The following is a 17,865-nucleotide window of genomic DNA, read 5'->3' on the forward strand; positions in this document are numbered from 1 at the left end:
TCAAATTAGTTAGTCTTCTAGTTGCGTGATCTGCAAACTAGTGACAATGAATGATTTAGCGTCATAGCTGACCAGCGCGTAGTGATCCATGCCACGCGGCAGGTTGTAGAAAGCGGCGCGAAAATCGACGAAATCCAGAGCGGTACCGTCGACTCTGAATTCAGTCGCAGGAGTCAGGCGTGCTGATAAAAACTCAACGTCGCATTCACCGGCGCACGGCTTGAAGCTCAGACGGCCATTCGTAGATGTCGGCACATTGATGTTTGACGTCGTAACCTCAACCGCGCGTACGACAGTGATGAGGTCGGCCGCCGCGTTCAGGCTCAGGCCCAGTGCCAACAGCAACATGCTGATCCGAATCTTCATTGTTCTCACTCCAGTAAAATCCCTTTATTGAAACTGCTGCGCAGTTCCGGGCAGTATGTCTTCATATTCAGTGATTTCAGTTGCTTATACTAGGAACCACTGCACAATTTGCCTATTGAATGCCGTCCTGGCTCCACAGAGTTCGCACCGGATTATTGACAAATCCGGGGTCAAAGCATTCGCGCCCGACGCAGCCAACCGGCGGTGGTGAGCAGGCGGCGCCTTCGCAATCCGGGTCCACAGGGCTCGGGAAGAGGATGGTCGGCGAGGGTGCAATACCGCCTTGCGCGAGTTCATCGCGACGGGCGTCGTCCGCATCGCCGGGATCCAGCGTATCGAGGTTATTGACCACAGGATCGCCATTAATGACGCTCACTCGGTAGAGGTAGTTCATGCCAACGCCCGGCAGGCAGTTCGCTTGAGCGTTACCCTGCGGAGAAAATGCGACGAAGAAGACTTCATCGTTGAAGGTAATCGAGTCGGCAAGGACCTTTTGGTCACTCGGCAATGTAAAGCTCCAGCCCCGGTCCGCCGGTCCTAACTCAACCTGCAATCGGCCGCTTACCTCGACCAGATCACTATCGACAATGATGTCGTAGTTATCATAGTCAGTTTGCTCAAGCTGACGGAAAACGTCCGGATCCCGCAGAGAAAAGAATCGATCGGCCGCAGTCTGGTCAAACGGGTGTGCGCGGTAGCCGCTACCTATACTGATAGCGAGGAAGCGACGATCCTGCAGTGGATCGCTGAACATTGACACGTCCGGTGTGTTGTAAAAACGCCGGGTTGTACTCGGAGCGGTCAGATTGCCCGACACTTGTTCTGCCCCGAGCTGCGCAATAACACCGCCGCTGACCAGATTGCCTGGCGTCTGGCCGCTACGGATGTCGAACCGCCAAATTTGACCACCAAGATCGGCCGCGTACATGCGATCGGCAAAGCCATCTCCGGTGATATCCAGCGTGCGTATGCGAGTGGGTATAGCCCGGGTCATTCGCGGCAAGGTCAGATCCGCGCCACCATCTCGGCCTGCACGCCACAGTTCCGCGCCAGATTCGAGGTCCAGCATGCGTAAGCCAGCGCCGCTGCTATCCGGTGTGGACGGGTGTGCAGCACTGTCATGCACCGGGTCGTAACCATCAGCGATGATGACCACAGCGTTCTCCGCATTCTGCCCACCGGTATTCACGTCAACCCGTGCCACTACCGGAGCTGACCAGCTTTGACCGGAATTGGCAAAGCTTACGTTCCAAAGCAGGCTGGGGTTGCTGCGATCAGTGACGTCGAGCGCGTAATAACTGCTGCCACCCCGACGCATGCCGAAGACGATATAGACGAAGTCGTTGCCGTCCACAATGCCGTTGCCGTTTTCGTCACGAACAACTGGGACGATGTCGCCATCGATGCCGTAATTCTTAAAAGAAGACTGGGGGTCGAAATACAAACGTCCCATATTCGATAGCAGTTCGCGCGGCACGAATGACCATATTTCCGCCCCTGATTCGCCATCGATGGCGTGCAGGTAGCCATCGTTAGTCGCGACGAATACGACGAGGTCAGGATCTTGTGCGGTGCCGCCGTACACGATGGCGGCCGGCTGTGAGTGCAGCGGGTCACCCATCGCATAGCGCACCTCCGTGCTGGGGTCACCGTCTTCGTCGCGAATGTCCTCGCCACGCATCCAGCGGATAAGTTCCTCAACCGAAGGATCGTCGACCGAACCGCTCAAGCCAAAATCGCCGGCTGTATAAGAACCGGACTGCGATGGAGTCAGTTGATTACTGACGGCGGTCAGGTCGGCAATTCCGTTGTTGGTAAACAGGTTGCGCTGGTTCGGATCCGGTAGCTGCGTTGCTGCGCCGCCGAGTTGCACGTTGTTGCCGTCCGCCCCTTCAGTGCTCCAGAAGTTCTGTGCAGTATCGAAAAAATACCCGTTGGCAGGATTAACCGCCGGTGCGCCATTGAGGTCAATAATGCCCTCACCCGACAACTCGAAACGCTTCAGGTTACCCGGCCAATGGACATTGGTTCGGGTTCCGAAAACCGTCAGGTACAGGCGATTCAGGTTTTGCGTGCGGTTGAACGAATTGACAGACACGGCGGGTGCGACAAATGACATCGAGCGCTCATTGATATTGGCGACGATCTGCAGCAATGCCAGTGTCAGGCTCTCGACATCGTCTGCCAGAAAGTACTCGCCGTTCGATGCTTCTGCCGTCTCGCGCAGAATAGGCAAGTCAATATTGAAACCAATCGTATGCGTAGTGACGTTTTGTATGCCGGGGATATCGGGTGTGATGTCGCGTAACGCCATGTACTCGGCGATGTCATCCAGACAATCGCCCTGATTGGTTCCGGTGCAGGCGGCACGTTCCAGCAAGGTGCTGAATCCTGGCAGGGTAGGTGCGAGCGCAGCGGTGTCGCCGTCAAGTACCGGTTCGCCGTCGGTAAGCAATACGTTGTAGTTCTTGGAGCAGGCGTTGACTACCGGTGTCTGGTAAACGGCCGGACTGTTTGAGGCGAGAGCGTTCGGGTCCGTGGTGTGTTCGTTGACGTTTTCGCCATAGTGGGCGGGCAGGCCGTTCCAATAGAGCGCTGATTCATAGAGGGTCTCTGAAAGCGGTGTAAAACCGTCGGCATCCAGGCCGTCGACTGTGGCGAGAATCTGCGCCCGATTGGCTTCCAGGTCGGTAATGTCTTGAATAACCACGCCGCCGTCATCGTTGTTGAAGCGCATAACACCGACATTCAGGTCATCGAGGGAACGCAATACGGTGCTGACGACACTGCGCATGATTTCATTGCGCGACATCGTGACGTTCGTTGGGTTCTCACGCCAATTGAGGTAATTGCCGTCGAAAACGGTGTACGAAATATTGCGCGGTGAACTGCCCCAGGATATCTCGAGCAACTCGCTGGAGGTCCACGCGTTTATCGGATCAGGCACTGCTGATGCGTACAATCGGCCAGGCATGCCATCGCCGTGTATACCTGAGTCGGGCTGGCATTCAATTGGATCGGTGCTGTTACCAGCCTGAAGGTCCTGCCAGCTTCTGACAAGGCCAAGCGAGTCAGTCCGATACTGGACCATGATGCTCGTGAAACTGCCGATACCATTTATCTGGTTGGTTGCTGCATTACAGTGAAAAGACGACTTCTCGACGAAGCGAGTATTCGTCGCATCGCAGCTGGGCGTAACGTTTACGTCTGTCCAGTAGAGATTGTCCGGATCACAGGATCCGGCGTAGGTTTGCGTCGAATCGTAGGGCTCAACCGTTACCTCGTCGGAGTCCATGCTGCCGGATGTGTCCAGGATGAACATGACATTGGGCGTTGAACCTGCGCCAGCGGCCGGATTGACGAGCAACAATTCTGTGTCGTCCGCGATTGCCGGCAGGCTGCATACGGCTGTACTGATCAGTGCAGTCGCTAGCTTTTTGCAGTTGGTTTGAAGGCTGGGCATTCTCATTTCCCCTGGTGATGGCAATGCACGATCTTTAGTAATTGATCGAAACGGACGTAACTACGTCTGACTCGAGGTCGTGCTCCACTATTACCGCCTGAAATTTGCGATCACGAATTTGCAAAACGTGGCTGCGAAATTCTTTGAGATCCACCGCGCGCTTGTTGACGTTGTAGCGAGTCCCGGTTGTGACCCGAAAGGACTGGCTGTCACAAGTTTCACAAGTTCGAAACCCGAGCGTGCCGCTCTCTGTAACAGGCAGTCGAAAACCATCCAGTGTCGCCTCGTAGGCCCGGCTTACAGTGCGAAAGTCAGCACTGGCAACTGTGCATATGGCTGAGAGCAAAACGATTGCTGTAATTTTCCTAAGCATGCTCTGTTCTCCGGTTCGCAGCCTGAGCTACAACGTCGGGGCTTCCGGTCCAACAACGTAGAAGGCCTGAGTGTGTGTCGCCGCAGCGTCGCGGTCGGTAACTATGGCTCCGTCGCGGCGCGATTGCGCAACGGCCGTGGCATTGAAGTGGTAGGCCGCAATGCCGCTGCCGACGCCGAGACTAAACGCACGGTCCGGCACCATCGTTGAGTCTTCAAAACGAATCTCGCTGGCGACGGTATCGTTGTTGATGACGTTGGTGTTGAAATTTACGACATTCAATGTGTCGAAACGACCTTGCGCCAGTGCTTGTTCGAGTCCGGTTTCGGCCGCCTGAAACGCGTTTTCATAACTTTGATCATTGCGTGCCATCGCCAGCTCGGTGGTTGCTGTGTTCATTCCGGAAATGGCCAGAACGGTAACAACGACCAGCAGGATCAGTCCGACGACCAGCGCTGCACCTTCCTGTTTATGTACGGTATTGATGGTTCTCATTTCGTTCCCCGTGGGCGATTCTTATGTGCGCGCATTGCGCAGCAATACAGTCTTGGAAACCTGCAGGCGTCGGAAGTTATCGTTCGGGACACCAAGGTTTACGTCGCCGGGCTGGTAATTGCGTTGATCGTTCAGACCGAGCTCAGGTGAAACCGAGCGAACTACTAACCAGATGCGTGCCGTGATGACCCGTGCGGTTGGGATGAAGTTGACATTGCCGGGTGTGATGATCGGATCAGCCGGATTGACGTAGCGGTCAACGGTGTTGTCCGAATCAACATCCACGCCAAACTGCAATTGCATATTCTCAACACCAGGCGCTACTTCCTGATCAACAATCGCGGGGCCGCCACCTGCTGAAACCAGCGACTTTCGACGCAACGTCGGTACGCCGGGTATCAGTGCCGATGTTGGTGCAACGTAATAGGTGTTAACAAGCAAGTCATGCGTCTCGGAACGTGCCGGATCGAATGCAGGTGGTACAGCTCCGTTCGCGAACAACTGGCCCTGAATACGCGTCGACTGAATTTGCAGGCGACCATTCTGCAGAGGCGTGGTCGCAACAGTGGCGCGGCGGCTGGTTACCGTATCCGAGTTCGCCTGATTGCCGCCCGCCGCTGCACAGGGCAGGGTGTAGCCATTGTTGTCGCCGACGACCGGTCGTGCCAGATCCAATGCCCAGGCAGCACCGCAAGCACCTGGCGCTGGCAAACCGTTTGGATTCGCCGTGCCAATGATTGAACGACCTTCGATAGCAGCGCCGCGGCTGTGTCGGCCCCAGTTGCTCGCCATGCGCAGGTCTTGCTCAATCGTGTCCATCGCGAATTGTGCGGTTTCCTGCACGCGCGCGATTGATTCGTTAATAACGAAGGCTTCGCGACTCTGATTGTAAACCTGTACGGCGCCAATGATGAGAAACGAACCGATCGACAGTGAGACCATCAATTCGATCAGCGTCATTCCGCTTTGCCGGGCGGCTCGGTTTGCTACGTTTGATTTCATGCTGGCCATATCAGATTCCGAATACGGGGATAGTGATCGAATAATTCATGATCTCGCCGGGTTCTACCCAATTCACTGTTATCTGGTAGGTAGGCGGCGCCACACCGTTGTTGAATACGATATCGATATCGCCGTTCGGCAAGGTATCGAGCGCTTGTTGATCCCACAGCAAGATGTCGTGCGCGGCCATTTCAGCCGGCGTGCAGTTAACGCCGCCCGACACGCAATTGTTGTCAGCGCCGACGCCGGCGTAGGCGGCAGCTGCACGCGGGTTGGCGCGAATGCGATCCGCTACGTCACCCGCCAGGATGACGGCATTGTGGCGGAACAGCGACGTGCGCCCGGCCTGCATGCTGTGTACGTACAGGCCGGCAATGCCGAGCATGCCGACCGACATGATGATCAATGCAATAAGAACTTCGATCAGTGAGAAGCCCCGGACCTTGCCCGGCGCGCTGTGACCTCGTGTGAAAGTGCTGGCAGTCATTGGTTTAATCCTGGTCGCTGCAACCTGTGAAACGGCACCCATGTCTAGGGGCATCCGCCGGCGTTATTGATCTGATTCACGTCCCGCAGAATCGTGGCCCGGCCGATGGGCGTAACGACCAGAAAGCGTGCGGATGATGAACCACCGGCAGCGAGTTGATTGCCTCGCTGGTCGCATATCACGGCTGTCTGCAAAGCCGGTCCAGCAACATCACCCCGGCCCAGACCGGTAGGTGCGAAACTGAAATACGTGGCTGCTGCATTGGTCGATATATCGATGCCGTCAGGGATTGCTGGCAGCGTTCTCAGGATCGGTTCGGCCGCGTCACGAACAATATCGCCGTCAAGGTCGACGAAGATGATCCAGCCACGGTCAAATGCGACACCGTCACAGCTGGGATTCGCGCCTTGCGGGTCGTTGCTCGTGCAAATCGTGACATTGGACTTGGCACGAGCCGCTTCGGAACGCGCGAGCAAAAAGCTCGAATGCAGGTCGTTGGCTATGCCGGATATGCGGCTGTTACGCGTAAACTCGCCGAGATTCGGAATGCCGATCGTCAGGAGGACCCCGGCAATCAACAACGTGATCATCAGCTCGTAAATCGTGAAGCCATTCTGGGAGTTTTTGTTCATGGACCGCAATATACGCTGCACATTGTTCACAGGTTCCGGATTCCGACGAACGGCTGGACTGGCTGGACGAGCGGTTGAAAAGGTCAGCCGGCATTTAACTTAATCCGCACACGTGTACGGCTGGCCACGGGTGTCGCGGTCTGTTACCCGCGGCCGGCCGGTATAGCTGATCACCAGCGCCCGGTTGCGGGTACGTGCGGCGCGGTCGCAAAAGATCAGCGTGCCATTGGTTGCCCGCAGCTCTGTGGCGCGGAGCGTGAACGAGTGCCTGTTGGCACTGATCCTGATACGCGTGTCCCCCTGATGCACGGCCAGCAAGGTTTCGTCGTCATCACGCCAGGCCGGCATATCGCGATCAGCATTGACGAACATGATCCAGCCGGGGGACCAGTCGTTGTTGTCGCGACACTGGAGCTGATCGGTGCTGGGGCAGAGGGTGATCACCTGGCGGCGGGCCACCGACGTCTTGCGGGCCAGGTGAATGGCATGGAACAAAGGGTCGATCTGCGCGCGGATACGCTGGTCGGCGGCAATCCGGCCAAATGACGGCAATCCCAGGGTCATGACCAGGGCAACGATCGTGAGTGTTACGAGCAGCTCGTAGAACGTGTAGCCGCGGCGGCGTGTGTATCGTTGCATGGTGGCCTCCCGTTACTGACGGAGACTAGGGCGACGGGGGGCATCTCGCAGCCGCCGTAACGGGGCAATTTCGGCTGATTCGCACCCGGCAACGCGCACTGAGCTGGCACGAGACTCGCGGAGTATTTCGTTTATACTCCGCAACTATCTGATTCAAGGGTGCTTGTAATGTCCCTGAGGGAAATCCGCGAAAGACTCGTAGCCTGCGGGGTCATGCCGACGCCGCAGCGTATGGAGGTGGCTGAAATTCTTCTGGAGAAACCGCAACACATGGCGGCAGATCAGATTATCGACCTGCTACGCCAGAGCGGCTGCAAGGTATCCAAAGCGACGGTCTACAACACCCTGAACCTGTTCAGCGAACGTGGCCTTATTCGCGAGCTGAGTGTCGATACCAGCCGTAAGTTTTATGATTCGACCACCCACCCGCATCACCACTTCTTCAATGTCGATTCTGGTGAGTTGCAGGATATTCCTGATGAGCAGATACAGATCATCGGCTTGCCGCCGTTACCGGCAGGCACGGAACGGGAAAGTGTTGAGGTGTTGATTCGGGTTCGCGGCAGAAAGGACGTTACCTAGGCCGACGAACTGTGGCGCGGGAGTCAGGGCGCAGCTATACTCGCGCCCCGGGCCGCATCGACCATCGCGTCTGCGCCTCGTCAAATCGCCAAAAACACGGTTTGGCAACAGAAAAGCCAGGCATTGCCGGATTAGCTCAGTTGGTAGAGCACATCATTCGTAATGATGGGGTCAGGTGTTCGAATCACCTATCCGGCACCATTTCTTATTCCTTCCCCATAGTCCGTGATAACGACTGCAGCAGCAACGCGTTATCGGACTGCAGTGTTTGTCGTACGTTGCGGTCGGTTGTTGCACAGCGACTGGCGGGGTATGGCGGCAAGCTCCAGTCTGTCGCAGGTACCGGCAGACGATAGTCTCGTCTGCCGGTTCTGTTTCGACAGGCCAGTCAGTTACACGGGCGGACGGCCACTGAGTGCGCCGGCCAGTGCGCTGACAATGAGTAGTGCCAGGAATACGAAGAACAGTATCTTGGCAATACTGGCGGCGGCACCGGCGATACCGGTGAAGCCCAGAACGGCCGCAATGACCGCGAGTACGAAAAACGTAAGTGCCCAAGAAAGCATGTTGTCCCCTTTGTTTGCTACCAAACCTGACGCGGTAAAAACCGCCTTCACTGGGGATAATGCAGGTAACGTGCCAGCGCGCCCGATTGACAAGAATCGCTCAGTTCCGCGGTTTTACAGCCGACATGTGTCCGCCGCCGCTTGATTGCGGGCAAGAATTACATGCTTTGGTAAGTTTTACCGGGCAATGATTGCACGGGCAATGTCCTCGCGAATTCCATCGCCGGCTTCTGACATTGCAGTTCCCGTGCTAGCCTTTGCGCTCAATTGCCAAGCAGCGGAGAGACAGTGGACAGTAGTGAGAAAAAACAGGACGGTTTGTTCCTGTACGAACAGCTAGAACTCATGTCGGCAGAACAGCACGGCGCGCTGGGTTTAACGCCAGCCGATAAGCCTTACGCGTTCGCCAGCGATGTCAGGGCGATCCCATTGACGCTCGCCGAATTTGGCAGTGCGCAGAGAAATTTCCCGATTGTGTTTACCAATCTGGAAGACCCGTTTCCCGTTGCCGTCGTCGGTTTGCTTGAGGACGAAAACCTGTTCATAAATGACGGCGTCTGGGACGAGGCCAGCTATGTACCTGCGTACCTGCGGTGCCATCCGTTCGCGTTTGCGGGCGAACAGGATGGCCGTATCGCCGTGGTTATTGATCGTAAAGCATCGACGGTGACAGAAAACGCCAAGTACCCGTTTTTTGTCGACGGCAAACTCGCGACTGAGACGGAATCAATGATGCGTTTCTGCGCACAATACGAAGCCGAACGTGTTCGTACGCTGAAGTTTTGCACGCAACTGCGAGACCTCGGTTTGCTGGCAAGCCAACGCGTGAGTCACACGCCGGACGGCAGTACGGAAGAGAAGGTTTTGGCCAACTACGTAAGCGTCGACACAAAGAAGCTGGCTGAACTCAGCGACGAGGCAGTCGTGGAATTGCACCGGTCCGGCCTGCTGGCGTCCGTGTACTTGCAAGCCTACTCAATGGAAAACTGGCAGCCATTGATGTTCCGCCGGGATCAGCGGACCCGACGCGCCGCTACGGACAAATAGAGACTGGCTACAAAGCGCTGGGCCGCCGGGTCAGCCGCTGCTCGGGTGGCGCCGGGAGTTGGTCGCGTAGACGGCTTGCTTACCGCTCGATGGGTGGCTGGAACGGCGCGACTTGGGCTCGCGCCGTTTACTGACAACGGGCATACAAGGGCGGTTCGTGGTCAGGGCGTGGCGTTGGGCGCGACGTAGAGGCCCGGCGCCCGGCGAGGTTACCGAAGGCTCACTGCCTGCGCTTGTGCCGCCGTAGCCGTTTCCCGGAGAACTTAAAAAAATACAATTACTTATCTTGTATTCCTGCGGTATCGTGTCAGAATGCGGTCGTTACGGCGGTAAAAAACCGCGTTAGACTGACAAGAGCAAAAAGACGGGTAAAGCGGCGACCGCATGACAGGCTCCTCTCGCAGTGACAACACGGGAACATTTATCGCCCAAGCCCGGCGACCGCGGGCCGGTGAGCGCACGCGCGGTGCAGTTGATGCGCTGCAAACAAAAATTGCCGTCAACCTGCAGCAACTTGATCCCGCTCGCCATACCGAACAGCTCCGGGAAAACATCGCTGAATTGCCGGATGCCCTTGGCTGTGATGCGGCGTTTCTCGCCCTCTTCAACAAAGACGCCTCGGCCATTGAGTCGATCTATGCGTCCAGTTCCGTATTTTGTGCCTGCAATCCGGATGCGCTGGCCAAGGACAGCCTGAAGGACTGGCCGTGGCTCAGTCAGCGACTGGACCATTTGCGCGTCGTCGAAATCGCCAACACGGACAACGGACCCAAATCCGCCGAGGGAGAATTCGCTCGCCTGGCAGGCATCAATATCGGCTCCTGCCTGATCATTGGCTTTAGCGTTCGCAACGAAGTGGCCGGGTTTCTCGCGGTCGCCAATGAACGCACCGTCGATGCCTGGGAAGCCAGTTTGCACCTGTTGCTCAAACTGGTAGGTGCGTCGCTCTCGTCCGGCATGGAGAGATTGCGTACTGCCGAGTTGTTGTTTGAACTCGAAGATCGCAATGACCTCATCAGCCACACCGCGAATGACGGCATCTGGGATTTCGACGGGCAGACCAAACGAATCAAGTTGTCGCGACGCTGGAAGGAAATGCTGGGCTACGAAGACCGCTCGGACATTTTGCCCGACTGGTACCGCCTGGTGCACCCGGACGACATGGCCCGCGTTCAAGCCAAGATGCGTGAGCATCTGGAAGGGAAGACCCCATACTTCGAATCTGTCCACCGCATGAAACACCAGAACGGCGAATGGCGCTGGATGACGAGCAGGGCGAAAGCACGCCAGGATGAGCGCGGGCGTCTAATTCGATTACTCGGCGTTGAAGTCGATATCACGGAACGCAAGCTGTACGAAGAAGCCCTGTTCCGAGAAAAAGAAAGCGCTCAAATTACCTTGCGTTCGATCGGTGACGGCGTGATTACCACGAACGCAGATTGCACTGTGGAATACATCAATCCGGTTGCCGAAGAGCTGACTGGCTGGAAAGTGGACGATGCCAGTGGCCGCCCCGTCGATGAGATATTTCGCGGTTTCCACGAAGAGACCTGCGAGCCGCTGGAAAACCCGTTAGCGGTTTCGATCCGACGCAATCGCCCGATCAAATCTGTCCGCCCGACGTTGCTTATCCGGCGTGATGGCAATGAGTTGTACATTGAAAGCACTGCATCGCCGATTCGCGATGGTCGCGGTGATGTCACGGGTGGTGTGCTGGTGTTCCATGATGTCAGCGAATCGCGCGAACTTAATCGTCGGCTTAGTTACCACGCGAGTCACGATATTCTCACTGGGCTTGTTAATCGCCGCGAGTTTGAGAATCGTCTGGAGCGCGCGCTGAAGAGTGCGCGGGCACGCGAGACCAGCTACGCATTGTGTTACCTCGATCTCGATCAGTTCAAGATCGTCAATGATTCCTGCGGTCACAGCGCGGGTGATGCCTTACTGGGGCAGTTGGGCGCACTGCTGAAATCGAAAATACGCTGGCGCGATACTCTTGCGCGGCTGGGCGGCGATGAGTTTGGTGTGTTGCTTGAAAGTTGCAGCCTCGAAGAAGCGATGCAGACTGCGGAAGTCTTGCGAGTGGCAATCGGCGACTTCAAGTTCATGTGGGACGACCGCAGTTTCCGGCTTGGCGTCAGTATCGGGGTAGTGCCTATCACGGCCGAGAACGAAGACGTTGCGGCATTGCTGAGTGCCGCAGACAGCGCATGTGCCGCGGCGAAGGAAGCGGGACGAAATCGTATTCACAGCTTCCAGGAAAACGACATCGATTTGATGCGCCGCCGCCGCGAAATGCAATGGGCGGCGCGAATAAACAATGCCCTCGAGGAAAATCGCTTCGAACTTTTCCGGCAGACCATTCAGCCGTTGCAGGTCGAAGACCTTGGCGCGCATTACGAAATATTGTTACGTATGCGAGACGAGCAGGGCGGTATTATTTCGCCGGAACTGTTTATTGCGGCTGCGGAGCGCTACGGTATTACGCCCAATATTGATCGCTGGGTGATCACCAATTCATTTCGCTGGCTGGTTTCGGAGGCGGATGAGCGCGAGCGCTTGTCGTTGTGTTCCATCAACCTGTCCGGTCAGAGCCTCGGCGATGAGAAGTTCCTGCCCTTCGTTGTCGATCAATTTCAAATCAGTGGCATTGACGCCACCAAGATCTGCTTCGAGATCACTGAAACGGCGGCCATCGCAAGTTACTCTCAGGCGAATCGCTTTATCAATGCGCTGAAAGAACTGGGCTGCAAGTTCGCGCTCGATGACTTCGGAACCGGTTTGTCGTCATTCGGCTACCTGAAGCACTTCCCCGTCGACTTCCTGAAAATCGACGGCAGCTTCGTTAAGGAAATATTGCACGATCCTATTGATCGCGAGATGGTTCGCTCAATTAACGAGATCGGTCATCTGACGGGCAAAAAAACCATTGCGGAATTTGCCGAGAACGAAGAAATCATTACCATGTTACGCGGCATGGGTATCGATTATGCGCAGGGCTACGGCGTTTCCGAACCGAAACGGGTCACACGTGCCGTTGCCTGACTCCGCAGTTTCCGGCTAGTCAAACAACATCGATAAATCGGCAGCATGCACGTGCTTGGTCAGCGCACCTACCGAAATAAAGTCGACCCCGGTTTCGGCAACCGCTTTCAGATCATCAATAGTCATGCCGCCGCTGGCTTCCAGTTCCGCTGCCTTGTCACCGTGCTTTCGATTGCGAAGTACAGCGGCCTGCAAATCGGCCATTGAAAAATTGTCGAGCAGAATGCGGCGTACACGAATGGCCAGCGCCTCATCAAGTTGTGCGATTGTTTCAACTTCGACTTCGAGCATAACGTCGGCGTTGATTTCCCGCGCACGATTGACAGCGGCTGCGATACTGCCAGCACTGGCGATGTGGTTCTCCTTGATCAGGATCGCATCGAACAACCCGATCCGGTGATTCTGACCGCCACCGCAAGTGACTGCGTATTTTTGGGCTTTTCGTAATCCGGGAATGGTCTTGCGTGTATCGAGTATCCTGGCGTCGGTGTGTGCAACAGCGGCAACGTAACGTGCAGTCGCCGTCGCCGTCGCAGAAAGTGTCTGCAGAAAATTCAATGCAGTTCGTTCAGCACTTAGCAACGCTCTGGCCGCGCCACGGAGAGTGCACAGCGTGTCGCCAGCGGCCAATCTTTCGCCGTCACGAACCCGCCAGGTGATTCTTACGTCTTCGTCGAGCGCCCGAAAAACCCTGTCGGCCCACGGCTGACCCGCCAATACCATGTCCTCGCGGGCGATAATGCGTGCGTCAGCTATCTGATCAGCGGGCACCAATGCAGCCGTGAGGTCGCCACTGCCCAGGTCTTCGCTCAGGGCCGCATTTACATTTTCTTCGATTACTGCTTGTAGTGCTGTTTGCATCAATCATCCTGGAATAAGAAACCCGGCACTAGGCCGGGCTTCACTGTTGGCGTTGTGGTATTGCTTACATGCTGAAGCCGTGGTGTGCGCCGATCATGCTCATCACCATAGGAATTGACATAAGTGTATTGGAACGTGAGGCGAGAAACGCTACGCGTTTTGCTTTGGCGATTTCATCGGCCGTGGCCTCGACCATACCCAGTACCTTTTTCTGGTTGGGCCAGATGAGGACCCAGACATTGAACAGCATCAATGTGCCGAGCCATGCGCCGATACCGATGGTCATTGCATAAGCATTCGGCATGTCGCCGAGCATACCGAGCGTAAACGCGTTGGCAAATTGCTGGTTGTGCATCAGGTAGGAGGCGCCACTTAGCCAGGTTACCAGCGCGCCCCAGCGAAACCACCACAACGCGCGAGGTGCTACGTACTTGGTGATTCCAGCGCCGCCCGGGCCGCCTTCGTCGCTGGCAGCCTCGCCCAGCGCGGGAACCTGCACGAAGTTGAAATAGTAGAGCAGGCCAATCCAGGTCACGCCCGCGAGCACGTGCAACCAGAGGATGAAGGTTCCCGCAGTTGCAGGCATTGCAACGCCCGAGGTAGCAAAAATGACGATGACGGCAAGTACGATGCCACCGACGATGGTTCCGGCAACGGTATTCAATGGATTCATTATTCTTATCTCCCTGACAATTGGTTGTCGTTATCGTTCTGTTGTCATACTCAGGGCGTGTGCCCTCGCTCTGGCCGATTGTGGCGCTATTATAGTGGCTGGCGGGCTTAAAATCCTGACTCATTGAGGACGCCTGGGCGCCATGGTTCGAGTGTTGTCGCAGACTTTAAGTTAATGAAAAACAATAAAAAAGCAGAGCTCCTTACAGGGCTGTCCAGACGTGGATGAGCCTGCCTCGAACGCCCTGCCGCAGGGGCGCCCGGCATCGCCGTGTACCCGCGTGTGTACCCTGGATGATCAGAATGTTTGTCTTGGCTGTTTGCGTACATTGGCGGAGATCGTAGGCTGGTCGCGAATGACGGCCGAAGAACAGCGGCTATTGATTGATGAATTGCCGGCCCGCCGCCAATAGCCAAGCTTGCACATGGCGAGGGCATCTGACGTACAATTCGCGACCGGTTGCTACGAGGGACGATCCACTCATGCGAATTTTGCTGATAGCGTGCGGGCTGATGCTGCTGTCTGGATGTACCGCCCTGATGGTGGGCGGCGCGGCGGCAGGCGGGTATCAACTCGGGAAAGATGAGCGCTCAGCCGCTCAGGTAACCCGCGATGGCGCGACAACAGCGGCGATCAAGAGTCGACTCATTGCCGACAAGACCGTCAGTGCTTTTAATGTCAACGTCGATACCTACGAGAATCGTGTCACCTTGCGCGGCACGGTGGGAAGTTACGCTGCTCGTGCGCGGGCCGAGGCCGTTGCGAACGAAGTGGATGCCGTAGTCGCCGTGGATAACCAACTTAAGGTGGTTAATTCGCGCTAAGCGAGCCAGCGCACTTGATAACGAATCTGTCGGTCTTATCTATAGAGATCGGCGCCGAATCAAAAATTGAAGAGAGATTGAAAAAGTGGACGTAAACGAGAGAATCGAATCGCAATTGAAAGAAAACCCTGTGCTTCTGTACATGAAAGGCACACCGGACTTTCCTCAGTGTGGCTTTTCCGGCCAGACAGTGGCTGCGCTCAAAGAAGTCGGCAAGCCATTCGCGTTCGTCAATATTTTCGAGGACCCGGAAATTCGCGAGGGACTCAAGGCGTATTCAAACTGGCCGACGTTCCCGCAGTTATATGTCAACGGTGAGCTGATTGGTGGTTGCGATATTATTGTTGAGATGTACCGTTCGGGCGAACTGCAGACGCTGCTGAACGGCGAAGAAGCGGGCGCCTGAGCAACAGGCGTCAGCCGAGACCGGCGCTGTCGGTCTCTTTCTTGATTGTTTCCCAGTCGGATTCCGAATTGACCGAGTCGTAGACCGGGCGAAAGCGGTTGACGATATCGCAGAAGATGTCGGTCGTAATTTCTGCATCGTAGGCCGCCGAGTGGGCTTGTGACTCGTCCCAGGCCATACCAGCGGCCTTAACTGCGCGAGCTAACACGGTTTGACCGTAAGTGACGCCACACAAGGTTGCGGTGTCGAACGAGCTGAACGGGTGAAACGGATTGCGCTTGATAGCAGTACGTTCTACGGCGGCATTGACGAAGCCGAGGTCGAACGATGCATTGTGGCCGACCAGCACGGCGCGACTGCAGCCGGCCTCTTTTACCGCGCGTCGTACTTCACGAAATACCCGTTGCAACGCATCCCGCTCGTCGATTGCGGGGCGAAGCGGATGATCGGGATCGATACCGTTCACAGCCATTGATGCTGGCTCCATATTCGCGCCTTCGAACGGCTTTACGTGATAGCGAACGGTGTCGCCGCGCACGAGAGTACCGTCGGCATGGGCTTCAACAAACACCGCCGCAATCTCAAGCAGTGCGTCTGTTCTCGAGTTGAAGCCGCCCGTCTCTACATCGACCACAACGGGTAAAAAGCCGCGAAATCGATCGGCAATTGCGAATGGTTTACTCACAGATATCCTGTTTGATAGAGAAAGTGTCTGCTCAGGACTTCAGCATGTGCTGATCAAGCAGCAGGTTCATCGTGAAGCGTACGCCAAAACCGGTGATCGTGGTTGGAATATGTCCGAGGCCGCCCTTGCGCATGCAGGCGCTCAGGTCGACATGTACCCAGGGCACGTCCTTCGCTACGAATTCGTTCAGGAACGTGGCCGCAAGAATATGGTCGCCACCACCGTTCGGTGAGCACTGTTTAATGTCAGCGGTCTCACTGCTCAGTTCGGCGAGAAACTCTTTGTCGACCGGGAACGGCCACACACGTTCGCCGCTGTCACGGCCACTGCGCTTCAATACCGGGTGCAAATCGGGTCGATTAGTGAAAACGCCGCTGTACCGCGTTGTGACGGCATTCATGCACGCGCCCGTCAACGTAGCGTAGTCAATTATCAGGCCGGGCTTGTCTTCACTGGCGAAATGCAGCACATCCGCCAGTGCCATTCGGCCTTCAGCGTCTGTGTGGATGATCTGAATCGTTTTGCCATTGGCGGCCGTGACTACGTCCTGCGATTTGTAGGCGCGCGGTCCGGTACGGTTCTCGGTAATTGCCAGCCAGCAGTCCACCGCGTGCGGCAAACGGAGTTCCGAAATGGTCAGCAAAGTGCCGACAGCGACCGCGCTGCCGCCCATGTCGATGTGCATTTCCAGCATCGAATTAAACGGTTTCAGGTTCGTGCCGCCGGTGTCGAAGATAATGCCTTTGCCGACGAGCGAGAGTGCAGGGGACTTCACTTTCTTCTTGCTGGGTCGATAACGCAGGCGAATGATTGCCGCGCTGTCGTCATCATTGCCTTGGGCAACTGCGAGAAAGGCACCCGCGCCCTTCTTCTTAAGTTCGGCGGTGCTGAACTGTTTGAATTGCCAGCCGCGATCTCTTGCCAGCGAACGCAAAATGTCGCAATACGCCGTCGCATCGAGCTTGTTGGGCGGCATACTGGTTAGCGCGCGGGCCAAATTATTGCCAGCTGCTTCAGCCTGCACACGAGCCAAATCCAACTTGTTGCCAAGCCCAATTACACGCAACGTTGTGAACGGTTGTGAGCCCGATTTGCTCTTGCACGTTGGCATGACGAAGCCTGCCGCTAAAGCTGCGGCAATGAAATTTTCAGCGATTGATTCCTGTTGCTCGTCCGCGAAACCTGCGATCCAGAGCGACACGCTGGAGGTTTTTTCTGTTAACGCGGCCGCGATCATCTTGCGAGCGAAACTCAATGTGTCGAACGCCGAGGAGTCTGCAGCGAGCGTGCCCACATGGACGCCGCTCTGCCGCTTATTCGTCAGCCGACTGCTTACGGTCGGGACGTGACCGTCTTTCGCACGTTTGCAGAGTTCCTGCAGTTTGTTACTGTCGGGTAGCTCATCCCAGACTGCCTTCTTGGCTTTTGCTGGAATGATTATGACCAGTTGATCGGTATTGTTGATATTTCGTGCTGTTGGAGATCCTGGCGACTGGATTACTTTGATTTTGGCTCCAGTGAACTCACCTGCGGGAAAACTTGGCATCGGGGTACTAACCTTTGTCGTCAGCATAGGCCATAATACGCGCTCCGGTAGCGCGGGCACTACACTGCGTTATTGATTTGGGCGGTGCGACAGAGCGGTGATCCTAGCAGGACAGTTGTGCGAATTCACGCCGCCATTTTCCAGCTGTAAATTCACGTAGGAAGGTTTTTGGA

19 protein-coding genes and 1 tRNA gene are annotated in these 17,865 nt (G+C 56.1%); 7 read left to right on the top strand and 13 right to left on the bottom strand.

Translation table 11 applies throughout. The features are described from left to right. Positions 1-9 precede the first annotated feature (9 nt). From AC0L8N_RS15715 to AC0L8N_RS15750, 8 genes are all read right to left on the bottom strand, one after another. Positions 10-366 (bottom strand): hypothetical protein, encoded by a 357-nt coding sequence (locus AC0L8N_RS15715; protein WP_473668869.1) that lies wholly within the window; start codon positions 364-366, stop codon positions 10-12. A gap of 112 nt (positions 367-478) precedes the next feature. Continuing rightward, complete coding sequence (locus AC0L8N_RS15720) at positions 479-3,829, bottom strand: pilus assembly protein (RefSeq protein WP_473668871.1); 3,351 nt, start codon at positions 3,827-3,829, stop codon at positions 479-481. Positions 3,830-3,863: 34 nt separating this feature from the next. After that, positions 3,864-4,202, bottom strand: a complete 339-nt coding sequence (locus AC0L8N_RS15725) for a hypothetical protein (RefSeq protein ID WP_473668873.1) — start codon at positions 4,200-4,202, stop codon at positions 3,864-3,866. Between the two features lie 27 nt (positions 4,203-4,229). Then, positions 4,230-4,697 (bottom strand): pilus assembly PilX family protein, encoded by a 468-nt coding sequence (locus tag AC0L8N_RS15730; protein WP_473668875.1) that lies wholly within the window; start codon positions 4,695-4,697, stop codon positions 4,230-4,232. Between the two features lie 21 nt (positions 4,698-4,718). Continuing rightward, on the bottom strand, positions 4,719-5,708 hold the full coding sequence (locus tag AC0L8N_RS15735) for a PilW family protein (RefSeq protein WP_473668877.1): 990 nt from the start codon (positions 5,706-5,708) through the stop codon (positions 4,719-4,721). A gap of 1 nt (position 5,709) precedes the next feature. Further along, on the bottom strand, positions 5,710-6,186 hold the full coding sequence (gene pilV / locus AC0L8N_RS15740; protein WP_473668879.1) for a type IV pilus modification protein PilV: 477 nt from the start codon (positions 6,184-6,186) through the stop codon (positions 5,710-5,712). A 44-nt stretch (positions 6,187-6,230) separates the two neighbouring features. Next, a complete protein-coding gene (locus AC0L8N_RS15745) occupies positions 6,231-6,818 on the bottom strand; it encodes a GspH/FimT family pseudopilin (protein ID WP_473668881.1) in 588 nt (195 codons plus the stop codon). 99 nt (positions 6,819-6,917) lie between these two features. Next, positions 6,918-7,457 (bottom strand): GspH/FimT family pseudopilin, encoded by a 540-nt coding sequence (locus tag AC0L8N_RS15750; RefSeq protein WP_473668883.1) that lies wholly within the window; start codon positions 7,455-7,457, stop codon positions 6,918-6,920. A 168-nt stretch (positions 7,458-7,625) separates the two neighbouring features. On the opposite strand from AC0L8N_RS15750, the gene AC0L8N_RS15755 reads away from it, so the two are divergent. Beyond that, the gene (locus tag AC0L8N_RS15755) at positions 7,626-8,039 is read left to right on the top strand and encodes a Fur family transcriptional regulator (protein WP_473668885.1); all 414 of its coding nucleotides are present in this window, start codon (positions 7,626-7,628) and stop codon (positions 8,037-8,039) included. A gap of 125 nt (positions 8,040-8,164) precedes the next feature. Beyond that, positions 8,165-8,240, top strand: a tRNA-Thr gene (locus AC0L8N_RS15760). A 191-nt stretch (positions 8,241-8,431) separates the two neighbouring features. Here the strand turns inward: AC0L8N_RS15760 and AC0L8N_RS15765 are convergent. Beyond that, positions 8,432-8,605 (bottom strand): DUF1328 domain-containing protein, encoded by a 174-nt coding sequence (locus tag AC0L8N_RS15765; RefSeq protein ID WP_473668887.1) that lies wholly within the window; start codon positions 8,603-8,605, stop codon positions 8,432-8,434. A 288-nt stretch (positions 8,606-8,893) separates the two neighbouring features. Here AC0L8N_RS15765 and AC0L8N_RS15770 point away from each other — a divergent pair, with 288 nt between their 5' ends. Both AC0L8N_RS15770 and AC0L8N_RS15775 read left to right on the top strand, forming a co-directional pair. Next, complete coding sequence (locus AC0L8N_RS15770; protein ID WP_473668889.1) at positions 8,894-9,652, top strand: SapC family protein; 759 nt, start codon at positions 8,894-8,896, stop codon at positions 9,650-9,652. A gap of 384 nt (positions 9,653-10,036) precedes the next feature. Beyond that, complete coding sequence (locus AC0L8N_RS15775; protein ID WP_473668891.1) at positions 10,037-12,697, top strand: EAL domain-containing protein; 2,661 nt, start codon at positions 10,037-10,039, stop codon at positions 12,695-12,697. Between the two features lie 15 nt (positions 12,698-12,712). On the opposite strand, the gene nadC is transcribed toward AC0L8N_RS15775, so the two are convergent. Beyond that, entirely contained in the window at positions 12,713-13,558 is an 846-nt protein-coding gene (nadC, locus tag AC0L8N_RS15780; RefSeq protein ID WP_473668893.1) for a carboxylating nicotinate-nucleotide diphosphorylase, read from the bottom strand. A 64-nt stretch (positions 13,559-13,622) separates the two neighbouring features. Further along, complete coding sequence (locus tag AC0L8N_RS15785) at positions 13,623-14,144, bottom strand: urate hydroxylase PuuD (RefSeq protein WP_473670193.1); 522 nt, start codon at positions 14,142-14,144, stop codon at positions 13,623-13,625. A gap of 307 nt (positions 14,145-14,451) precedes the next feature. On the opposite strand from AC0L8N_RS15785, the gene AC0L8N_RS15790 reads away from it, so the two are divergent. From AC0L8N_RS15790 to grxD, 3 genes are all read left to right on the top strand, one after another. Next, positions 14,452-14,643, top strand: coding sequence for a DUF1289 domain-containing protein (locus AC0L8N_RS15790; protein WP_473668895.1), 192 nt, complete (start codon positions 14,452-14,454; stop codon positions 14,641-14,643). Between the two features lie 70 nt (positions 14,644-14,713). Next, positions 14,714-15,055, top strand: coding sequence for a BON domain-containing protein (locus AC0L8N_RS15795; protein ID WP_473668897.1), 342 nt, complete (start codon positions 14,714-14,716; stop codon positions 15,053-15,055). A gap of 85 nt (positions 15,056-15,140) precedes the next feature. Beyond that, positions 15,141-15,461, top strand: a complete 321-nt coding sequence (gene grxD, locus AC0L8N_RS15800) for a Grx4 family monothiol glutaredoxin (protein WP_473668899.1) — start codon at positions 15,141-15,143, stop codon at positions 15,459-15,461. A 10-nt stretch (positions 15,462-15,471) separates the two neighbouring features. Here the strand turns inward: grxD and rnt are convergent, their stop codons facing one another. Both rnt and AC0L8N_RS15810 read right to left on the bottom strand, forming a co-directional pair. After that, positions 15,472-16,152, bottom strand: coding sequence for a ribonuclease T (gene rnt, locus AC0L8N_RS15805; RefSeq protein WP_473670195.1), 681 nt, complete (start codon positions 16,150-16,152; stop codon positions 15,472-15,474). 25 nt (positions 16,153-16,177) lie between these two features. Beyond that, the gene (locus tag AC0L8N_RS15810) at positions 16,178-17,692 is read right to left on the bottom strand and encodes a M17 family metallopeptidase (RefSeq protein ID WP_473668901.1); all 1,515 of its coding nucleotides are present in this window, start codon (positions 17,690-17,692) and stop codon (positions 16,178-16,180) included. Positions 17,693-17,865 lie beyond the last annotated feature (173 nt).

This window comes from Woeseia sp. D3-10, assembly GCF_055809415.1.